A 17,758-nucleotide genomic window follows, 5' to 3' on the forward strand; every position below is an offset into this window, starting at 1 on the left:
TCATTGGACATGATCGAGTCGCAGCGTTTAGGCTTGATGCCAATTCCCCTCCATAACCCGAGCTGTGATCGAGCGCAAAGAACTTCCCCTGCTGTTGACCGGCTTCATGGCCACCCTGAGCGGCGTCGGCCTGGCCCGTTTCGCCTATACGGCGCTGATGCCGCAGATGGTGCATGCGGGCTGGTTCAGCGGCGAGCAGGTGGCATATCTGGGCGCCGCCAATCTGCTCGGCTATCTGATCGGGGCCCTGGTCGCCGCGCCGCTGGCCGAGCGCATGGGCGCGCTGCGCGTGCTGGTGATCTGCTGGGTGGCCGTGATGCTCAGCTTTGCGGGCTGCAGCCTGCCCCAGCCCATGGCCTTGTTCTTTGTCTGGCGGCTGATCTCGGGCATTGCCGGGGCCGCGCTGATGGTGCTGGGCCCGTCGGTGGCCATGGCTGCCGCCGCGCCGTCGCGCCGCGCCACGCTGGGGCCGCTGATGTTCTGCGGCATTGGCGTGGGTGCCTTGCTGGCCGCCACGCTGGTGCCCATGTTTGCGCGCAGCAGCCTGAGCGCCGTCTGGTGGGCGCTGACGGCGCTATGTGCGCTGGCGCTTTACAGCGGCCGGCATGCTGCGCGCCAGATTCCCCTGCATGCGCCGGTGGCGGTCCAGCCCACGGCGACGGCCGCAACTTCCGGGGCAACGCCCTGGAGCCTGGCGGTGATCCTGGTGTTGACTGCCTATGCCTGCGACGCCTTCGGCTTTGTGCCGCACACCGTGTTCTGGGTGGACTACCTGGATCGCGAGCTGCAGCTGGGCGGCGCCTATGCATCGACGCAATGGGCATTCTTCGGGCTTGGAGCGATGGTCGGGCCGTTGTGCGCGGCCTACTGTGCCACGCGCTGGGGCTGGTGGGGAACGACCACGGGCGCTTATGCCCTCAAGGCCGTGGCCATCGGCCTGCCGCTGGTCTGGGCCGGTTTCGGCGGCCATGCGCTGTCGGGCTTTGTGGTGGGGGCGCTGTCGCCGGGCATGGCGGCCATTACTTCGGGCTATCTGATGCAGCTCATTGGCCCCGGCCGGCACAAGAAAATGTGGGGCTATGCCACGGCGGCATTTGCGCTGTTGCAGGCCAGCTCCGGCTATCTGATGGCATTTGTCTACGCCAGCAGTGGCAGCTATCGCCAGCTGTTCGTGCTGGGCTGCGCGGCGCTGGGCCTGGGGGCGCTGCTGGTGGCCTCCAGCCGCCTTGCCCGCGCGGCGCAATGATCCATATCGAGAAGTGACAACTAGGAGACGTGCGATGAGCAAACTACCTTCATGGATGACAGGCCTGGGTCTGCAGCATCCCATCATTCAGGCCCCGATGGCCGGGACCTCAACCCCGCAGCTGGCAGCTGCCGTGAGCAATGCATACGCCCTGGGTTCGGTCGGCATAGGCGCCTACGGCCTTGAGCAGGCGCGCCAGCACATCGAACAGACGCGTGCGCTGACCGATCGCCCCTTCAACGTCAACCTCTTCTGCCACCGTGCGCCGGTAGCAGATGCAGAGCGCGAAGCGCAGTGGCTGCGCTATCTGGCGCCGGAGTTCGAGCGCTACGGCGCGTCCGTGCCGTCTGGCCTGCGCTGCATCTACGAGTCTGCACTGGGCAATGCGCGATTGCAGGCCATGCTGCTGGAGCTGCGTCCCGCTGTGGTGAGCTTTCATTTCGGCCTGCCGGAGCAGGGCTTTGTCGATGCCTTGCGCGCCGCCGGCATCACCACGCTGGCCTGTGCCACCAGTCTCGATGAGGCGCGCCAGATCGAGCAGGCCGGGGTGGATGTGATCGTGGCCCAGGGCATGGAGGCGGGCGGCCATCGCGGCGCTTTCGTGCCCGAGCAGGACACTCTGATGGGGACTTTGGCGCTGGTGCGGCTGCTGGCGCGCGAGTCCCGCCTGCCCGTGGTCGCTGCAGGCGGCATCATGGACGGTGCAGGCATTGCCGCAGCTCTGCAGCTCGGAGCCTGTGCCGTACAGATGGGCACGGCCTTCATCCTCTGTCCTGAATCCGCAGCCAGCCAGGCCTACCGCGCCGAGCTGCAAAGCGACAGCGCTCAGCACACGGCCATCACCGCAGCCATTTCCGGACGCCCTGCGCGCGGCATGTTCAACCGTCTGCATCAGCTGGGACGGGACTATGCGGGAGCGCTGCCCGCCTATCCCATGGTGTATGACGCGGGCAAGGCGCTGCACCAGGCCGCCAGCGCGCAGGGCAGCAGCGACTATGCCGCGCACTGGGCCGGCCAGGGCGCACCGCTGGCCCGCGCCATGCCCGCCGCCGAACTCGTGCGCACGCTGGCGCAGGAGCTGGAGCAGGCCGTGGCCTAGGTTCGGCCGCTTTTCCGCTCTACAGCACCCCCCTGCCGCGCAGCGCCTGCAGTTGCGCAGCGTCGAGCTGCAGTCTTTCACGCAACACCTCCTCGGTGTGCTGGCCCATGGCTGGAGGCGCATAACGCAGCGTGGCCGGAGTGTCGGACAGGCGCAGAGGGCTGGCCGTGGTGACCACCTGGTTGATGCACTCGCCCTGCGGCAGCGGTCCATCCGGGTAGCGCTGCTGCGTGATGCGCAGGCCACGTGCCTGCACATGGGGGTCTTCAAAGGCCTGACGGATGTTGTTGATGGGGCCGCAGGGCACGGCTCTGGCTTCCAGCAACGCGATCCAGTCGGCCGTGCTGCGGCTGAGGGTCAGCTCGGACATCATGGCCACGATCTCCACGCGGTGAATGACCCGGCCCGCGTTCGTGGTGAAGCGCGCGTCCTGGTGCCAGGCCACGCCGGCCGCTTCGCAAAAGCGTGCGAACTGGCCGTCGTTGCCTATCGCCAGCAGCATATTGCCGTCGGCCGTGGGAAAGTCCTGATAAGGAACCACGCTGGGGTGGGTGTTGCCCTGGCGGCCCGGAATGCTCCCGGTGTTCAGGAAACCTGTGCCCTGGTTGGCCAGCACTGCCATGGCCACGTCCAGCAGCGCCATATCGATATGCTGGCCCCGGCCCGTGTGGTGGCGCGCCTCCACGGCGCCCAGGATGGCCGTGGTGGCATACATGCCGGTGAACAAATCGATCACGGCCACGCCCACGCGCAGCGGGCCGCCGCCGGGCTCGCTGTCGGCGCGGCCCGTGATGCTCATGAGGCCGCTCATGGCCTGCACCAGCAGGTCGTAGCCGGCGCGCGGCGCATAGGGTCCGGTGTGGCCGAAGCCGGTGACGGAGCAGTAGATCAGACGGGGGTTGAGGGCCGCGAGGCTGGCGTAGTCCAGGCCGTAGCGCTGCAGGCCGCCGGTCTTGAAGTTCTCCACCAGCACGTCGCTTTGCATGGCCAGCTCGCGGATGATGGCCTGGCCTTCCGGGGTTGCCATGTCGACCGTGACCGATCGCTTGTTGCGGTTGCAGGCCGCGAAATAGCAGGCTTGGGTTGTGGGCCGGCCATCTTGATCGGGGAAAAAGGGCGGCCCCCAGTGGCGCGTGTCGTCGCCTTCGCCAGGCTTTTCGATCTTGATCACGTCGGCGCCCATGTCGGCCAGATTCTGTGTGCACCAGGGGCCGGCGAGCACGCGTGAGAGATCGAGCACGCGCAGATGGCTCAGGGCACCTGTGCGGGCAGTGGCGGAGGAAACAGCAGCAGCGGTCATGAAGAGATTGGGTCCGGATAGAGGGCTGGCAGCCATCGTAGGCAAGCCCGGCAGTCGCGTGTTTCGCATTTGTGGAAGCCGGGTTTATCCGGGCCAGCCGCGCCAATCCGCGACAGCCGATCACTGGCTGCGTTCATACAATGCAGCCATGTCCATGCACTTTGACCTCGTAGACCTGCGCTTGATGACCCATATCGCGGAGGCCAACAGCATGACTCGTGGCGCCGAACTCTCGTGCATTTCGCTGCCGGCGGCCAGCACGCGCATCACGAATCTGGAAGACAGCATCGGCACCAAGCTGCTCTACCGCACCAGCCAGGGCGTGACCCTGACGCCGCCAGGCCAGGCGTTTGTGGCCCATGCGCGCATGGTGCTCAGCCAGATCGAGCACCTGCGCGGCGACATGCAGGAGTATGTGCGTGGCATCAAGGGCCATCTGCGCGTGTATGCCAACACCACTTCGCTGAGCGAATTCCTGCCGCCGGTATTGCGCGAGTTTCTGGGCCGCAATCCGGATGTGAATGTGGACCTGCGCGAGCGTCTGTCCCACGACATCGTGCGCGCCGTGACCGAAGGGCAGACCGACATCGGCATCGTGGCCGGTCTGGTGCGCACCGAGAACCTGGAAACCCTGCCCTATCGCAAGGACAGGCTGGTGCTGGTGGTGCCCAGGGGGCATGCGCTGGATGGGGTGATGCAGCTGGCGTTTTCCGACACGCTGGATCTGGACTATGTGGGCCTGCACGAGTCCAGCGCCATCCATGCTTTTCTGCGTCAGGCCTCGGACCATCTGCACAAGCCCATCAAGCAGCGCATCCAGGTCGGCAACTTCGAGACGGCTTGCCGCATGATCGAGTCCGGCGTGGGCGTGGGCGTGCTGCCGGAGTCGGCGGCCAGCCGCCATGCGGCAGTCATGAACATCGCCATCGTGCCGCTGTCGGATGCCTGGTCGGTACGCGATATGCAGATCTGCATGCGCAGCCTGGATGCGCTGCCCAGTTTTGCCAAGGAGCTGGTGCAGCTGCTGGTGATCGATGCTGCGGGAGAGTCCGATACCGGCGAGCTGCTCTAGGCAGCGCAAACACTTACTAAATAAAAACAGAGCGTGCTGCGCTTGTGGATTCAAGGTTTCAAGGCGATGCAGGCCCAAAGCCATGATTCCATGAGCGGGGGGTGCTCACTTTTCCAGTGTGGTGGGGGCCTTCCAGTACTTGAACGTGCCCTGGGCGGTAGCCACCAGCGTGCCTTGTGCGTCGGTGATCCTGGCGGCGCAGCTGCACAGGCTGAGGCTGGCTTGCACTACCCAGCCCTCGGCCAGCAGGCCGCCGCGACCGGGACGGTGAAAGCGGCTGCTCATCTCTACCGTCACGGCGGTCTGAGATGGCGCCTTTGGCAGTGCGCTGGCAGCGCGCGACATCACCGAATCCAGCAGGCTCATCAGCACGCCGCCGTGGGCGGCAGGCAGCTGGTTGAGCAGTTCCTCGCGCAACTCGGGCAGTCGTATCTGGACCGTGCCGGGGGGCGCATCGGCCACCTGGCAGGCGCCCAGCAGGCGCATGAATGCGCTGCGCTCATGGCCGGATGCTGCGGGCATTGCGGTCGGAGGGTTGAGGATGCTCATGCGTTGGCGCGGGCTTCGCGCACCATGTTGCGGGCAATGATGATCTGCTGAATCTGCGTCGTGCCCTCGTACAACCGGAACAGGCGCACATCGCGGTAGAAGCGCTCGATGCCGTATTCGGACATATAGCCAGACCCTCCCAGGATCTGCACCGCGCGGTCGGCCACGCGGCCGCACATCTCGGTGGCGAACATCTTGGCGCAGGAGGCCTCGGTCGACACATTGCTGCCGTCGTCACGGCGGCGGGCCGCATCGATCGTCATGCACTCGGCCGCGTACAGCTCGGCCTGGCTGTCGGCCAGCATGGCCTGCACCAGCTGAAAGTCGCAGATCGCCTGGCCGAACTGCTTGCGCTCCAGCGCGTACTGCAGAGCATCGCGCAGAATGCGCCTGGCGCAGCCCACGGCCACGGCGGCAATGTGGATGCGGCCTTTCTCAAGCACCTTCATGGCGGTCTTGAAACCCTTGCCTTCCTGCAGGCCGATCAGATTGGCGGCAGGCACCTTGACGTTGTCAAAGATCACATCGCAGGTGTGGGCGCCGCGCTGGCCCATCTTCTTGTCGTATCTGCCAAAGCTGATGCCCGCAGACCTGGCGTCGACGATGAAGGAGGACACACCACCCGCGCTCTTGTCCTCGGGGTTGGTGCGGGCCATCAGCGTGAACATGCCTGCGTGCGGAGCATTGGTGATGAAGCGCTTGGTGCCGTTGACGATGTAGTGGTCGCCGTTCTTGATCGCTGTGGTGCGCAGCGATGCCGCGTCAGAGCCGGCTTCTGGCTCGGTCAGTGCGAACGAGGCAATCACCTCGCCGGTGGCAAGCCTGGGCAGCCACTGCGCCTGCTGCTCGGGCGTGCCATCCATCAGAATGCCTTGTGAGCCAATGCCGACGGTGGTGCCGATGACGGAGCGAAACGCCGGCGCAGTCTGGCACAGCTCCAGCAGCACACGGACCTCTTCCTCCATGCTCAGCTCCAGACCCCCGAAGCGTTCGGGAATGGTCAGACCGAAGAGGCCCAGATCGCGCATCTCCTGCACGATGGCGGCGGGGATTTCGTCAGTGTCGGCCACTTCGTTTTCGGCAGGCACCAGACGCTCGCGCACAAAGCGGCGCACGCTGTCCAGCAGGGCTTCGAGGGTTTCTGGGTCGCGGATCATTGCGGTGTATCTCCTTGTCTTGTGAGTTGTTCATTACGCCCATCGCACCGTCTGTGGCGTATGAAACCGGCGTGGCTCGGGCCAGGGACACCGAGGAAGGGCCTAAGCCGGCCGCGCCGCCCCGCACCGAGGGTGTCGTCCCCCTCCCTCGCGAAGCGAGTAGAGAGGCGCCGTGCCACAGGGGGAAGGCGCGTAGCGACTCAGGGGGTGAGAGCCTCGGCAGTGCCGAGGATTGCTGTCGACTGACTTGACAGCGTGCCGCCGTTGCCGTGGACCACGGCCGTGCGGTGGCGTGCCAGCTGCCGCAGGCCGGCCTGGCCGCGCAGCTGGCGCACGGCCTCAATCAGCAGGAACACGCCATACATGCCCGGGTGGACGCAGGACAGGCCGCCGCCATTGGTGTTCACGGCCAGACGGCCGCCGGGGGCGATGGCGCCGCCTTGCACAAAGGCACCTCCCTCGCCCTTGCGGCAAAAGCCCAGGTCTTCCAGGAACAGGAGGGTGTTTATCGTGAATGCGTCATACAGCTGGGCCATGTCCATGTCGGCTGGCGTCAGCTTCGCCATGGCAAAGGCCTGCCGGCCGGATTGGGTGGCCGAGGTCACGGTCAGATCGGGCATGCAGGAGATCTGGCGGTTCCAGCAGGCCGTGGCATTGCCCAGGATGTAGACGGGGGGCTGTGGCAGATCCTTGGCACGGTCCGCGCGGGTGAGCACGATGGCGCCGGCACCGTCGGTGACCAGACAGCAGTCGCGCACGCCCAGGGGGCTGGAGACCATGCGCGCCTTCAGCACATCGTCGATGGTGAGCGGGTCACGCATAAAGGCTTCGGGGTTGAGCTGAGCCCAGGCACGGGCCGCTACCGCCACCTCGGCCAGCTGCTCGCGCGTGGTGCCGTACTGGTGCATATGGCGCTGGGCGGCCAGCGCATAGGCCGAGGCTGGCAGCAGCGGCTCGTAAGGGTGTTCATAAGGCTGGGGGTCCATGGCACGACGCGCGGCCACGATGTCCTTGCGGCCTGCGGAACCGGAGCGCTGGGCGCTGCCGTAGCAGATCAGCACAGCTTTGCACTGGCCGGCTTCCAGCGCGCGCATGGCGGGCAGCAAATGGGCCACGAAGCTGCTGCCGCCCAGCATGGTGCCGTCGATGTAGCTGGGATTGATGCCCAGATGTTCGATCACCGGCATGGCCCACATGCTGGCGGTGACGCTGCAGGTGGCAAGGCCGTCGATGTCCTGCATGCTCAGGCCGGCATCGGCCACGGCAGCGTGGGCAGCACGTACCAGCAGCGTCATATCGTCCATGCCGGGGGCTTCGCCGCAGCCATAGGTGGCAGCGCCGGCAATGGCCACTTTGCCGCGCAGGGCACGATTCGCGGCTGCGGCGTCCAGGCTGGATGAAGGCAGGGAAACGCTCATGCGACCTCTCCTGGTGCATTGACGGCGGGTTGGAATACGACCAGCCCCTTGCCGTTGTGCTGGATCGTCCGGGCAGTGACGCGCATGCCGATCAGCACGTGCTCGGGTGCAATGCCCTCGATGCGGCTCATCATGCGCACGTCTTCATCCAGATCGATCAGCGCCACGTTGTAGTCACCGCCGGCTTCGGGCTTGCGGGCGATGGTGGTGGTGGAGTAGACCGTGCCCTGGCCGCTGGGGCGTACCCAGCGCAGCGGGCTGGCGCCGCAGTGCGGGCACAGCTCTCGGGGGGTGAACACATGTTGCTGGCAGGCCGTGCATTGCTGGATGGCGAATCGGCCGGCATCGAGTTCGGCCTGGTAGTGGGTCTGTGCGCTCAGGTGCATGGGCGGTGTTTCCATTCTTTGTGTTCTTGGCGCTGCGCCCGGCGGCATGCAGGGCAGCGGCTGTCCGCCAGCATGCCCGCATCGCGGGGCCGCTTCAATTCGCCAATCTGGAAGGGTGGCTTCACCAGCGCCGGCGTCCGGCTGTCAACCCAGGGTTGCTGCCTAGGCGGGCCGGCAGGCACGGCTGCTATGGTGTTTATGCATTCCCGGCCTTTTCTTCATACCCGCCCTGCGCCGCCTGCCGGCGCACCGAGTGCGCGCTGCCGCTTTGGCACGGCGTGGCGCCACAGGAAGGCCGGCAATGGCGTGCCGCACCCCGGCCCGTTCTCCGCTGTCGATCCCCACCCACCCAGGAGGCTTTTGCACATGACGGATACGCTGATCAAGGTTGACCTGAACCGCCCGCCCACCGACAACGAAAGGGTCCACAACCGGTGGCACCCGGACATTCCCATGGCCTGCTGGGTCCAGCCCGGCGACGACTTCATCCTGGAGACCTACGACTGGACCGGCGGCTTCATCAAGAACAACGACAGCGCCGACGATGTGCGCGACATCGACCTGACCACGGTGCACTATCTGTCCGGCCCCGTGGGCGTGAAGGGCGCCCAGCCCGGCGACCTGCTGGTGGTGGACCTGCTGGACATCGGCGCCAAGCCCGACAGCCTTTGGGGCTTCAACGGTTTTTTCTCCAAAAACAATGGCGGCGGCTTCCTGACCGACCATTTCCCCTCGGCCCAGAAATCGATCTGGGACTTCAAGGGCATGTTCACCAGCTCGCGCCATATCCCGGGCGTGAACTTCCCCGGCCTCATCCATCCCGGCCTCATCGGCTGCCTGCCTGACCGGCCCATGCTGGAGATGTGGAACGAGCGCGAGCGCGCCCTGATCGCCACCGATCCCGAGCGCGTGCCCGGCCTGGCCAACCCGCCGTCGGCCGGCACGGCCCACATGGGCCAGATGCGCGGCGAGGCCCGCGACAAGGCCGCAGCCGAAGGCGCACGCACCGTGCCGCCGCGCGAGCACGGCGGCAACTGCGACATCAAGGACCTCTCGCGCGGCGCCAAGGTGTTCTTCCCGGTCTATGTGGACGGGGCCGGCCTGAGCGTGGGCGACCTGCACTTCAGCCAGGGCGACGGCGAGATCACCTTCTGCGGCGCCATCGAGATGGCCGGCTGGGTGCACATGAAGGTCGGCCTCATCAAGGGCGGCATGGCCAGGTACGGCATCAGGAACCCCATCTTCAAGCCCAGCCCCATCACGCCGCGCTATGACGACTACCTGATCTTCGAGGGCATCTCGGTGGACGAGAGCGGCAGACAGCACTACCTGGATGTCAACGTGGCCTACCGCCAGGCCTGCCTGAACGCCATCGAATACCTGAAGAAGTTCGGCTACAGCGGCGCCCAGGCGTATTCCATCCTGGGCACGGCGCCTGTGCAAGGCCATATCAGCGGCGTGGTGGACGTGCCCAACTCCTGCGCCACGCTGTGGCTGCCCACGGGCATCTTCGACTTCGACATCAACCCCAACGCGGCGGGGCCGGTCGTCCAGTTCGACGGCAGCATCGACATGCCCCTGTCCCCCGACCTGCGCTGACGCCAAGGAGCCCGCCCATGCCCACCTACGACTACGACTGCGCGCAATGCGGCGGCTTCGAGGCCCTGCGGCCGCTGCGCCTGCGCGACGAGCCGGCGGCCTGCCCGGGCTGCGGCACGGCGTCCGCACGCGTTCTGGCCGCTGCGCCCCGGCTGGCGCTGATGGCCGACGGCACGCGCCGCGCCATGGACACCAACGAGCGCGCACGCCACGAGCCCGCCAGCTCGCGCGACTATGACTATGCGCGGCTCAGGCACCCGGCAGGCTGCGGCTGCTGCGGATCGGGCCGGCGCAGCGCCACGGTGACGGCGCCCAACGGCGCAAAGTCCGCGCCCTCGCGGCGGCCCTGGATGATCAGCCACTAGGCTGTACGGGAGTCGACCGCTTCCCCAGGGTTTCCACCGCTTGGGAGCCCTGGAAGCGCGCCTTCCACATTGGCGAAACACGGGGCAGGGCAGCTTGCCCAGAATGGGCCGCGCGGCAAGCCGCCGCCCGTTGCCCGGAGTTTCGCCATGCCCTCGTCTTCCCTGCCGTCTTCCTCCTTTTCCTCGCAGCGCCGCCGCCTGCTGTCCGCCGGCGGCGCGCTGGCTGCCAGCAGCCTGTTTCCCGCAGCCCGGGTGGCCCATGCGGCCGATGCCTGGCCCACGCGGCCCGTGCGCTTCATCGTGCCCTTTCCGCCCGGCGGCCCGGTGGACACCACGGCGCGCGCCTTCACCCAGAAGCTGGGCGAGATCTGGCCGCAGCCCTGCATCGTGGACAACCGCGCGGGCGCCGGCGGCATGGTGGGCGCGGCCCTCGCAGCCAAGGAGCCTGCCGACGGCTACACGCTGTTCGTGGGCTCCATCCACCATGCGGTGAACCCGGCGCTGCAGCCGAAGATGACCTACGACATAGAGCGTGACTTCGCGCCCGTGAGCTTTGCCGCCATGTTCCCGGTCTTCCTGGTGGCCCATCCCTCGGTGCCCGCCCGCAGCGTGCGCGAGCTGATCGCGCTGGCCAAGTCCGGCAACGGGCTGAGCTTCGGCTCCTCGGGCAATGGCGGCGGCACGCACCTGGCCGGCGAGCTGTTCAACATGCATGCAGGCATCAAGCTGCAGCACATTCCCTACAAGGGCAGCGCGCCGGCCATGAACGACCTGCTGGGCGGCCAGGTGCAGCTGATGTTTGCCGATGCGCCCAGCGCGCTGCAGCACATCAAGTCGGGCCGCATCAAGGTGCTGGGCGTGGCCAGCCGCCAGCGCTCGGCCATGCTGCCCGAGGTGCCCACCATCGCCGAGTCGGGCCTGCCCGAGTACGAGGCCTATTCCTGGGCGGCCCTGTTCGCGCCGGCCCGCACGCCGCCCGCCGTGCTGGCGCGCATCAATGCCGACTTCAACACCGCGCTGCGCGATGCCGCCGTCCGCGAGCGCCTGCTGACGGCCGGCGCCGAGGCCGACTCTGGCACCCAGCAGCAGATGCGCGAGCGCCTGAGCAGCGAGCTGCGCAAATGGGCCCAGGTGGTCAAGGTGGCCGGCATCCAGGCGGACTGAGCGGCGCTCAGGAAACGCGCAGCGCCTGTTCCTGCAGCAGGCGCTTGAGCACCTTGCCGTTGGGGCTGGTGGGCAGCTCAGCCAGGGGCACGATGCGGGCGGGCAGCTTGTAGGGCGCCAGCCGTTCTCGCAGGTGGGCACGCGCGGCAGCGTTGTCCAGCGTGGCGCCGGGCTGCAGCTCGACGAAGGCGATGACCTCCTCGTTGCCATCGTTTTCGGGGCGGCCGACCACGGCGCTGCGCTGCACGCCGGGCAGCTCGTTGAGCGCCAGTTCCACCTCGGCCGGATACACGTTGAAGCCCGAGCGGATGATCATTTCCTTGAGCCGCCCCACCACGAAGAGCGCGCCGTCGGCATGCAGCTCGCCCAGGTCGCCGCTGGCGTACCAGCCGCCCTCGCGCATCACGGCGGCCGTGGCCTGGTCATCGCGGAAGTAGCCGTGCATCAGGCCGCGCCCGCGTATCCACAGCTCGCCGCGCTCGCCCACCGGCAGGCTGCGGCCCGTGGCCGGGTCCACGGCGCGCACCTCGGCGCCTTCCACCACGTAGCCGGCGCTGGTGTCGGGCCGCTGCTCGCCCTGGCGCGTGAGGTGGACCGACCCTGCGTATTCCGACAGGCCGTAGCCATGGTGCAGCGCCTGGCCGAAGACGGCCTCCACGCGTTTCTTGAGCGGCAGGTCCAGCGGTCCTGCGCCGGTATAGACATAGCGCAGCGCTGGCGCCTGCGGGTGTGCAATGCCCTGCTCCTGCAGATAGGCCAGCAGGCGCGCGTACAGCGCAGGCGGCCCCTGCAGTTGCGAGATGCCGTGGCGCGCCAGCGCGTCCAGCAGGTCGGCCGGGTCGAACTGCGGGCGCATCACCATCTGCGCGCCTGCATGCAGCGAGGCCAGCAGCACCGTGCCCAGGCCGAAGATATGGGTCATGGGCACGAAGGCATAGCTGCGGTCCTGCGGACCCAGGCCGCGCGATGCGGCCGAGACGCACGCGAACAGCGTCAGCGCGTCATGCCCCACCATCACGCCCTTGGGCGTGCCCGTGGTGCCCGAGGTGAAGATCAGCGCCGCCACCTCGTCCTGCAGCGCACCGGATTCGGCCACCGCCTCAGCGCGCACGGGGCTGTGCTGCATGCCGGCCAGTGCCGAGTCGCCTGCGCCAAAGCGCCGCGCGTGGCCGCTGGCGCTGTCCGATGCGGCCGAGGTGAAATACACCACGCGCGCATCGGCCTTGGCTGCAAAGGCATCGATCTCGCCGGGCGCCATGCGTGCGTTTACGCCGCAGGACCAGGCGCCCACGCGGCTGCAGGCCAGGATCAGCGCCGCATGCTCGGGGCAGTTCTCGGCCACGACCAGCACGCGGTCGCCGGGCCGCACCTGCAGCGCACGCAGCTCGGCCTCGGCCGTGTCCGCCAGCGCGCCCAGGTCGGCAAAGCTCAGGCTGCTGCCGTCGGGCAGGTGGATGAAGGGACGCTGCGGCGCTTCGGCCAGCCAGCGGTCCAGCAGATGGTGTATTCGTTGATTCATGGATGCCATGGCATGGCCTTTGCAAATGGTGCGGCCCCACTCGGAGACACCGAGGAAGTGCCACCCCGCACCGAGGGTGTCAGGGGGAAGGCGCGAAGCGACCCAGGGGGTGTCAGTCCACCACAATTCCTTGCGTGACGGTGGCCCACATCGCGCGTTCTTTTGCACCGCGCTCGGCCAGTTTCTGGGGGGCGCCGGTCCACTCTTCGTAGCCCAGTTCCTTGAGGCGCTTGCGCAGCTCCGGCTGGGCCAGGGCGGCGTTGATGGACTTGTTCAGGCGGGCCACGAGTTCAGGCGACATGCCCTTGGGGCCGTAGACGCCATACCAGCCGCCCACGTCGAAGCCCTTGAGGCCTTCGATGCCGGACTCGGCAAAGGTGGGCACATCGGGCAGCGAGGCATTGCGCTGCGGGGAAGTCACGGCCACGGCGCGCACCTTGCCGCCCTGGATGTAGGTGCTGGCGGTGCTGATGATGTCCAGCATCATGCTCAGCTGGCCGCCGATCACGTCGGTCATGGCCGGTGCGTTGCCCTTGTAGGGAATGTGGTTCATCTCGATGCCGCTGCGCCGCGCGAACAGCAGCGCGCCCAGGTGGTTGGAGCCGCCCACGCCGGCCGAGCCGTAGTTGAGCTTTTGCGGATGGGCCTTGGCATAGGCCACGAGCTCGGCCGTGGTCTTGTAGGGCTCGTTGTTGTTGACCACCAGCACGTTGTAGTAGCTGAGCACGGGCGCCACGGGCGTGAGGTCACGGACCGGGTCGAAGGACATCTTGCTCATCACGTTGGGGCTGATGGTGATGGTGGGGCTGGCCGCGAACCACAGCGTGAGGCCGTCGGGCCTGGCGCGCACGACCTCGCTGCCGGCCATGGTGGCGTTGGCGCCGGGCTTGTTCTCCACCACCACCGAGGCGCCCAGCTCCTTGGTCAGCGCCACGCTGAGCAGGCGGGCGCCCTGGTCCACGGGGCCACCGGCCGAGTAGCCCACGATCAGGCGCACGGGCTGCGCGTCCTGCGCGGCGGCGGGGAGGGCGGTCAGGGCGCTCAGGGTGGCTAGGGCGGTCACCAGGGACGCCAGAAGCGGGGCATGGGCCAGGGTGGCCAGGGCCTTGCGGCGGTGTTGGGCAGGCATGTGCATGTCTCCTGAAAAAAATGAATGAAGCGCTGCCGTGGCCTGCACGGCGGCGCGCCCGGTCTGCGCCGGACATGCAGGCAATGGTGCGCACGCCGGCGCTTCTTGGGAATCTGCTTTTGCCTAAGCCGGGGTTTGCCGGCTGTTAGGGCAATCCTAGGAAGACAGGTCCGCGCCCGCCTCTTCGGCGCCCGCCTGCCAGCTGGGGGCGGCGGTGACGATGGCCTCGCGCAGGAACTGCTGGAAGGCGCGCGCTGCCATGGTGGGCTGGCGGTCGGGCATGCGCACCAGGTACATGGCATTGCCCAGGCCGGAGAACACCACCTGGTCCAGCACGGCCACCAGCGTGCGTTGGCCGTCACCTCCAAGCGTGAAGGCTTCGGGCGCGCGTGCGGATTGAGGCGGGAAGCTCACACCCGCTCGAACACCGCCGCAATCCCCTGGCCGCCGCCTATGCACATGGTCTCCAGGCCATAGCGGCCTTTGCGCCGTTCAAGTTCATGCAGCAGCGTGGCCAGAATGCGCACGCCGGTGGCGCCTATGGGGTGGCCCAGGGAGATGCCGGAGCCGTTGACGTTGAGCTTGTGGTCGATGGCGTCCTGGTCGTTCCACTCCCAGCCCTTGAGCACGGACAGCACCTGGCAGGCAAAGGCTTCGTTGAGTTCGATCAGGTCCATCTGGTCCAGCGTGAGGTGCAGGCGCGCCAGCAGTTTCTTGACGGCGGGCACGGGGCCTATGCCCATGTGCGAGGGCTCGCAGCCTGCGGCGGCCCAGCCCACCATGGCGGCCATGGGGGTGAGGCCCAGTTCGGCCAGCTTGTCCTCGGCCACGATCAGGCAGGCGGCGCTGGCGTCATTCTGCTGGCTGGCGTTGCCGGCCGTGACCGTTCCATTGGGCATGAGCACGCGCAGCTTGGCCAGGCTGTCCATGGTGGTTGCGGCGCGGAAGCCCTCGTCCTGGCTGAACAGCAGAGGCTCGCCCTTGCGCTGGGGCACGGATACGGGCACGATTTCATCGTTGAAGCGGCCGGCGGTCCAGGCTGCAGCCGCACGCTGGTGGCTGCGCACGGCATAGGCGTCGGCTGCCTCGCGGCTGATGCCGTAGTCGCGCGCCAGGTTCTCGGCTGTCTCGATCATTCCCGAGATCTTTCCGAAGCGCTCCACGGGCTGGGAGCGCTCGCGGCCGCGGTCCAGGCGGTCATAGAAGCGCACATTGCCCGAGCGCGCGCCCCAGCGCATGTCGGTGCTGTAGTACTCGATGTTGCTCATGCTCTCCACGCCGCCCGCGATCACCACATCGGCGGCGCCGCTTTGCACCATCATGGCCGCCGTAACCACGGCCTGCAGGCCGCCGCCGCAGCGGCGGTCCAGCTGCATGCCCGGCACCTCTACCGGCAGGCCGGCCTGCAGCGCGGCCCAGCGGCCCACGCAGGGCGTTTCGCTGCTGGCGTAGGACTGGGCGAAGACCACGTCGTCGATGCGTGCGGGGTCGATGCCGCTTTTCTCGACCACGGCGCGCACTGTGGTGGCGGCCAGCTCCTCGACCGATACAGGCCGCAGGCTGCCGCCGAAGGTGCCCACGGGCGTGCGAAGGGGGGTGACGATGGCGGCTCTGCGCATGGTGTTGTCTCCTTGGGAATCAGTGGATCAGGAAAAGGCTGCGCCGCATTGGCGCAGCAGGGTATGTGCCTGTTGTTCCAGGTCGGCGCGGTGCTCCGGTGCCGCGATGTCGATCAGCCGTTTCACGCGGCGCGACAGCGTCTGGCCGCGCAGGTCGGCCACGCCGTGTTCGGTGACGATGAGGCCGGCATCGCTGCGCGGCGTACTGACGGGACCGGACAGCCGCACGACGATGCGGGTCTCACCCCTGGCAGTGGCGGGCAGGGCGATGATGGGCAGGCCGCCGCGGCTGCGTGCCGCGCCGCGCAGAAAGTCCACGGCGCCCCCCACGGCGCCCACGTAGACGCCGCCTGCCACCTCGGAATTGATCTGGCCCGTGAGGTCCACCTCCACTGCCGAATTGATGGCGGCCAGCCGGTGGCTGGCCGCCAGCACCTCGGGGTCGTGCGTGTAGCGCGTCTCGCGCAGTTGCAGTGCGGGGTTGCGGTGTGCCCAGCGCCTGAGCGATTCGCCCCCCATGAGGATGCCGCCGATGCCCACGCCGCGGTCCTGGCTCTTGTGCGCGTGGGTCAGCACGCCGGCTTCGGCCAGGGCGGCAATGCCGTCGCCCACAGCGCCGCTGTGCAGGCCCAGGTCGCGGTGGCCGTGCAGGGCGGCGAGCACGGCCTCGGGCAGGTTGCCCACGCCCACCTGCAGCGTGGCGCCGTCTTCGATGAGGGCGGCCACATGGCCGGCAATGGCCTGCTCGGCAGGGCCGGGCGCGCTGCGCGCCTGGCCCTGCGGAGGGTGTTCGGCATCGACCAGCAGGGCGAAGTCGCCGGCCTGCAGGTGCAGGCTGCCATGCGTCCAGGGAATGGCGGGGTTGACCTCGCCGATCAGCACGCGTGCCTTGCGTATGGCGGCCGGCAGGTATTCATGCACCAGGCCCAGGCTGTAGCGGCCCTGTGCGTCGGGCGGGGACAGCTGCAGCAGCACCACTTCGGCAGGCAGCAGGCCATCGTCGATCAGGCTGGGCAGGTGGGAGTAGTGGCTGGGCAGGATGTCCAGCACGCCCGCCTGGGCCAGTGCGCGGTGCGGGCCGCCGGCCGCATAGCCGAAGAAGTCGATGGCGTCGGCATGTGCCGGTTGCAGCGTGCCCGATGCGCCCATGCCCACGAAGACGCGCAGCCGGCCGCCCCGCGCCAGTGCCTGGCGCTGCGCGACTACGGCGCGCGTGAGCGTCAGCGGCTCGGCCGTGGCCTGGCCCCACCACAGCGTGTCGCCTGGGCGGATCAGGGCCTGCAGCCTTTCTTGCAGTGCGTCCGGCGGCAGCACGCTCATGGCGCGCGGTCCCAGTCGAAGCGCGTGGGCTGCTTGTCCTTGAAGCGCTGCACCGCCTCCTGGTGGTAGTCGGAGCCACGGCACATCGTCTGGGCATAGGCTTCCAGCTCGGCCATGGCGCGTGCGTCCAGCTCGAAAGCCTGGTTCATGGCCGTCTTGGCCATGCCGATGGCGGCCGTGGACGCCTGACCAAAGCGGCGGGCCAGCGCCACGGCAGCGGCCTGCAGTGCTTCGCTGTCTTTCACGATCTCGTAGACCATGCCCAGCGACCTGGCTTCCTCGGCCTGCACGGTGCGCGCGGTGAAGACCAGCTCCTTGGCCTTTTGCAGACCCACGATGCGCGGCAGCATGTGCATGGCGCCCAGGTCGGGCACCAGGCCGATGCGGCCGAACACGGCGCAGAACTTCGCGCGCCGCGTGCACAGCACGAAGTCGGCGGCCAGCGCCAGGCTCAGGCCCGCGCCGAAGGCCGGGCCGTCCACGGCGGCGATCACGGGCTTTTCGAGGTTGACCAGCTCGGGAAACCACTGGTGCAGGCTGCGCATGCGCTGGCGCCAGGGCAGGCCGGCCTGGCTGGCATCCATCATCTGGCGGATGTCGCCGCCCGAGCAGAAGGCGCCGCCCGCGCCCGTGAGGATGACGGTGTGCACCTGCGTGTCGTCACGCATCTGCGCCACGGCGGCGGCCAGGGCCGGGCGCATGGCCTGGTTGAGCGCGTTGCGGGCCTCGGGGCGGTTCAGCGTGATCGTGCCTATGCCGTCCTGGACGGAGGTCAATACGGGGGAGGTTTCAGGGGATGTAGTCATGGTGCCGAAG

The 17,758-nt window shown here is 68.0% G+C and carries 17 protein-coding genes; 6 read left to right on the forward strand and 11 right to left on the reverse strand.

Features of this window, described 5'->3' with window-relative positions; all coding sequences use genetic code 11:
* The first annotated feature begins 64 nt into the window (after positions 1-64).
* The gene (locus NOX35_RS01070; protein ID WP_342760603.1) at positions 65-1,246 is read left to right on the forward strand and encodes a YbfB/YjiJ family MFS transporter; all 1,182 of its coding nucleotides are present in this window, start codon (positions 65-67) and stop codon (positions 1,244-1,246) included.
* A gap of 34 nt (positions 1,247-1,280) precedes the next feature.
* On the forward strand, positions 1,281-2,345 hold the full coding sequence (locus tag NOX35_RS01075) for a nitronate monooxygenase family protein (RefSeq protein WP_256495440.1): 1,065 nt from the start codon (positions 1,281-1,283) through the stop codon (positions 2,343-2,345).
* Positions 2,346-2,364: 19 nt separating this feature from the next.
* Here NOX35_RS01075 and NOX35_RS01080 read toward each other — a convergent pair whose 3' ends face one another.
* Positions 2,365-3,645 (reverse strand): CaiB/BaiF CoA-transferase family protein, encoded by a 1,281-nt coding sequence (locus tag NOX35_RS01080; RefSeq protein ID WP_256495442.1) that lies wholly within the window; start codon positions 3,643-3,645, stop codon positions 2,365-2,367.
* Positions 3,646-3,793: 148 nt separating this feature from the next.
* On the opposite strand from NOX35_RS01080, the gene NOX35_RS01085 reads away from it, so the two are divergent.
* Complete coding sequence (locus NOX35_RS01085) at positions 3,794-4,717, forward strand: LysR substrate-binding domain-containing protein (protein ID WP_256495443.1); 924 nt, start codon at positions 3,794-3,796, stop codon at positions 4,715-4,717.
* Between the two features lie 105 nt (positions 4,718-4,822).
* On the opposite strand, the gene NOX35_RS01090 is transcribed toward NOX35_RS01085, so the two are convergent.
* The 4 genes from NOX35_RS01090 to NOX35_RS01105 form a co-directional block, all read right to left on the reverse strand.
* A complete protein-coding gene (locus NOX35_RS01090) occupies positions 4,823-5,266 on the reverse strand; it encodes a PaaI family thioesterase (protein ID WP_256495446.1) in 444 nt (147 codons plus the stop codon).
* Positions 5,263-6,423, reverse strand: coding sequence for an acyl-CoA dehydrogenase family protein (locus NOX35_RS01095; RefSeq protein ID WP_256495447.1), 1,161 nt, complete (start codon positions 6,421-6,423; stop codon positions 5,263-5,265). Before NOX35_RS01095 ends, NOX35_RS01090 begins: the two co-directional genes overlap by 4 nt.
* A gap of 200 nt (positions 6,424-6,623) precedes the next feature.
* Complete coding sequence (locus NOX35_RS01100) at positions 6,624-7,841, reverse strand: thiolase (protein WP_256495449.1); 1,218 nt, start codon at positions 7,839-7,841, stop codon at positions 6,624-6,626.
* Positions 7,838-8,227, reverse strand: a complete 390-nt coding sequence (locus NOX35_RS01105; RefSeq protein WP_182287062.1) for a Zn-ribbon domain-containing OB-fold protein — start codon at positions 8,225-8,227, stop codon at positions 7,838-7,840. The genes NOX35_RS01100 and NOX35_RS01105 overlap by 4 nt, the downstream gene beginning before the upstream one ends.
* A gap of 366 nt (positions 8,228-8,593) precedes the next feature.
* Between NOX35_RS01105 and fmdA the strand changes: the two genes are divergently transcribed.
* The 3 genes from fmdA (at position 8,594) to NOX35_RS01120 (ending at position 11,355) form a co-directional block, all read left to right on the forward strand.
* Positions 8,594-9,826 (forward strand): formamidase, encoded by a 1,233-nt coding sequence (fmdA, locus tag NOX35_RS01110; RefSeq protein WP_182285308.1) that lies wholly within the window; start codon positions 8,594-8,596, stop codon positions 9,824-9,826.
* A 17-nt stretch (positions 9,827-9,843) separates the two neighbouring features.
* Entirely contained in the window at positions 9,844-10,191 is a 348-nt protein-coding gene (locus tag NOX35_RS01115; RefSeq protein ID WP_182285309.1) for a zinc ribbon domain-containing protein, read from the forward strand.
* 147 nt (positions 10,192-10,338) lie between these two features.
* Positions 10,339-11,355 (forward strand): tripartite tricarboxylate transporter substrate binding protein, encoded by a 1,017-nt coding sequence (locus tag NOX35_RS01120; protein WP_182285310.1) that lies wholly within the window; start codon positions 10,339-10,341, stop codon positions 11,353-11,355.
* Positions 11,356-11,362: 7 nt separating this feature from the next.
* On the opposite strand, the gene NOX35_RS01125 is transcribed toward NOX35_RS01120, so the two are convergent.
* The 6 genes from NOX35_RS01125 to NOX35_RS01150 all read right to left on the reverse strand — a co-directional run bounded on the left by NOX35_RS01125 (position 11,363) and on the right by NOX35_RS01150 (position 17,748).
* Positions 11,363-12,874 (reverse strand): class I adenylate-forming enzyme family protein, encoded by a 1,512-nt coding sequence (locus NOX35_RS01125; RefSeq protein ID WP_256495451.1) that lies wholly within the window; start codon positions 12,872-12,874, stop codon positions 11,363-11,365.
* A gap of 112 nt (positions 12,875-12,986) precedes the next feature.
* The gene (locus tag NOX35_RS01130; protein ID WP_256495452.1) at positions 12,987-14,003 is read right to left on the reverse strand and encodes a tripartite tricarboxylate transporter substrate binding protein; all 1,017 of its coding nucleotides are present in this window, start codon (positions 14,001-14,003) and stop codon (positions 12,987-12,989) included.
* A gap of 156 nt (positions 14,004-14,159) precedes the next feature.
* Positions 14,160-14,417, reverse strand: coding sequence for a hypothetical protein (locus NOX35_RS01135; protein WP_256495453.1), 258 nt, complete (start codon positions 14,415-14,417; stop codon positions 14,160-14,162).
* Complete coding sequence (locus NOX35_RS01140) at positions 14,414-15,622, reverse strand: acetyl-CoA C-acetyltransferase (protein WP_182285312.1); 1,209 nt, start codon at positions 15,620-15,622, stop codon at positions 14,414-14,416. Before NOX35_RS01140 ends, NOX35_RS01135 begins: the two co-directional genes overlap by 4 nt.
* A 27-nt stretch (positions 15,623-15,649) precedes the next feature.
* Positions 15,650-16,942 (reverse strand): acetyl-CoA hydrolase/transferase family protein, encoded by a 1,293-nt coding sequence (locus NOX35_RS01145; protein WP_256495454.1) that lies wholly within the window; start codon positions 16,940-16,942, stop codon positions 15,650-15,652.
* Entirely contained in the window at positions 16,939-17,748 is an 810-nt protein-coding gene (locus NOX35_RS01150; RefSeq protein WP_182285314.1) for an enoyl-CoA hydratase/isomerase family protein, read from the reverse strand. The genes NOX35_RS01145 and NOX35_RS01150 overlap by 4 nt, the downstream gene beginning before the upstream one ends.
* Positions 17,749-17,758 lie beyond the last annotated feature (10 nt).

Source organism: Comamonas sp. C11 (assembly GCF_024496285.1).
Lineage (GTDB): Bacteria > Pseudomonadota > Gammaproteobacteria > Burkholderiales > Burkholderiaceae_C > Comamonas > Comamonas testosteroni_F.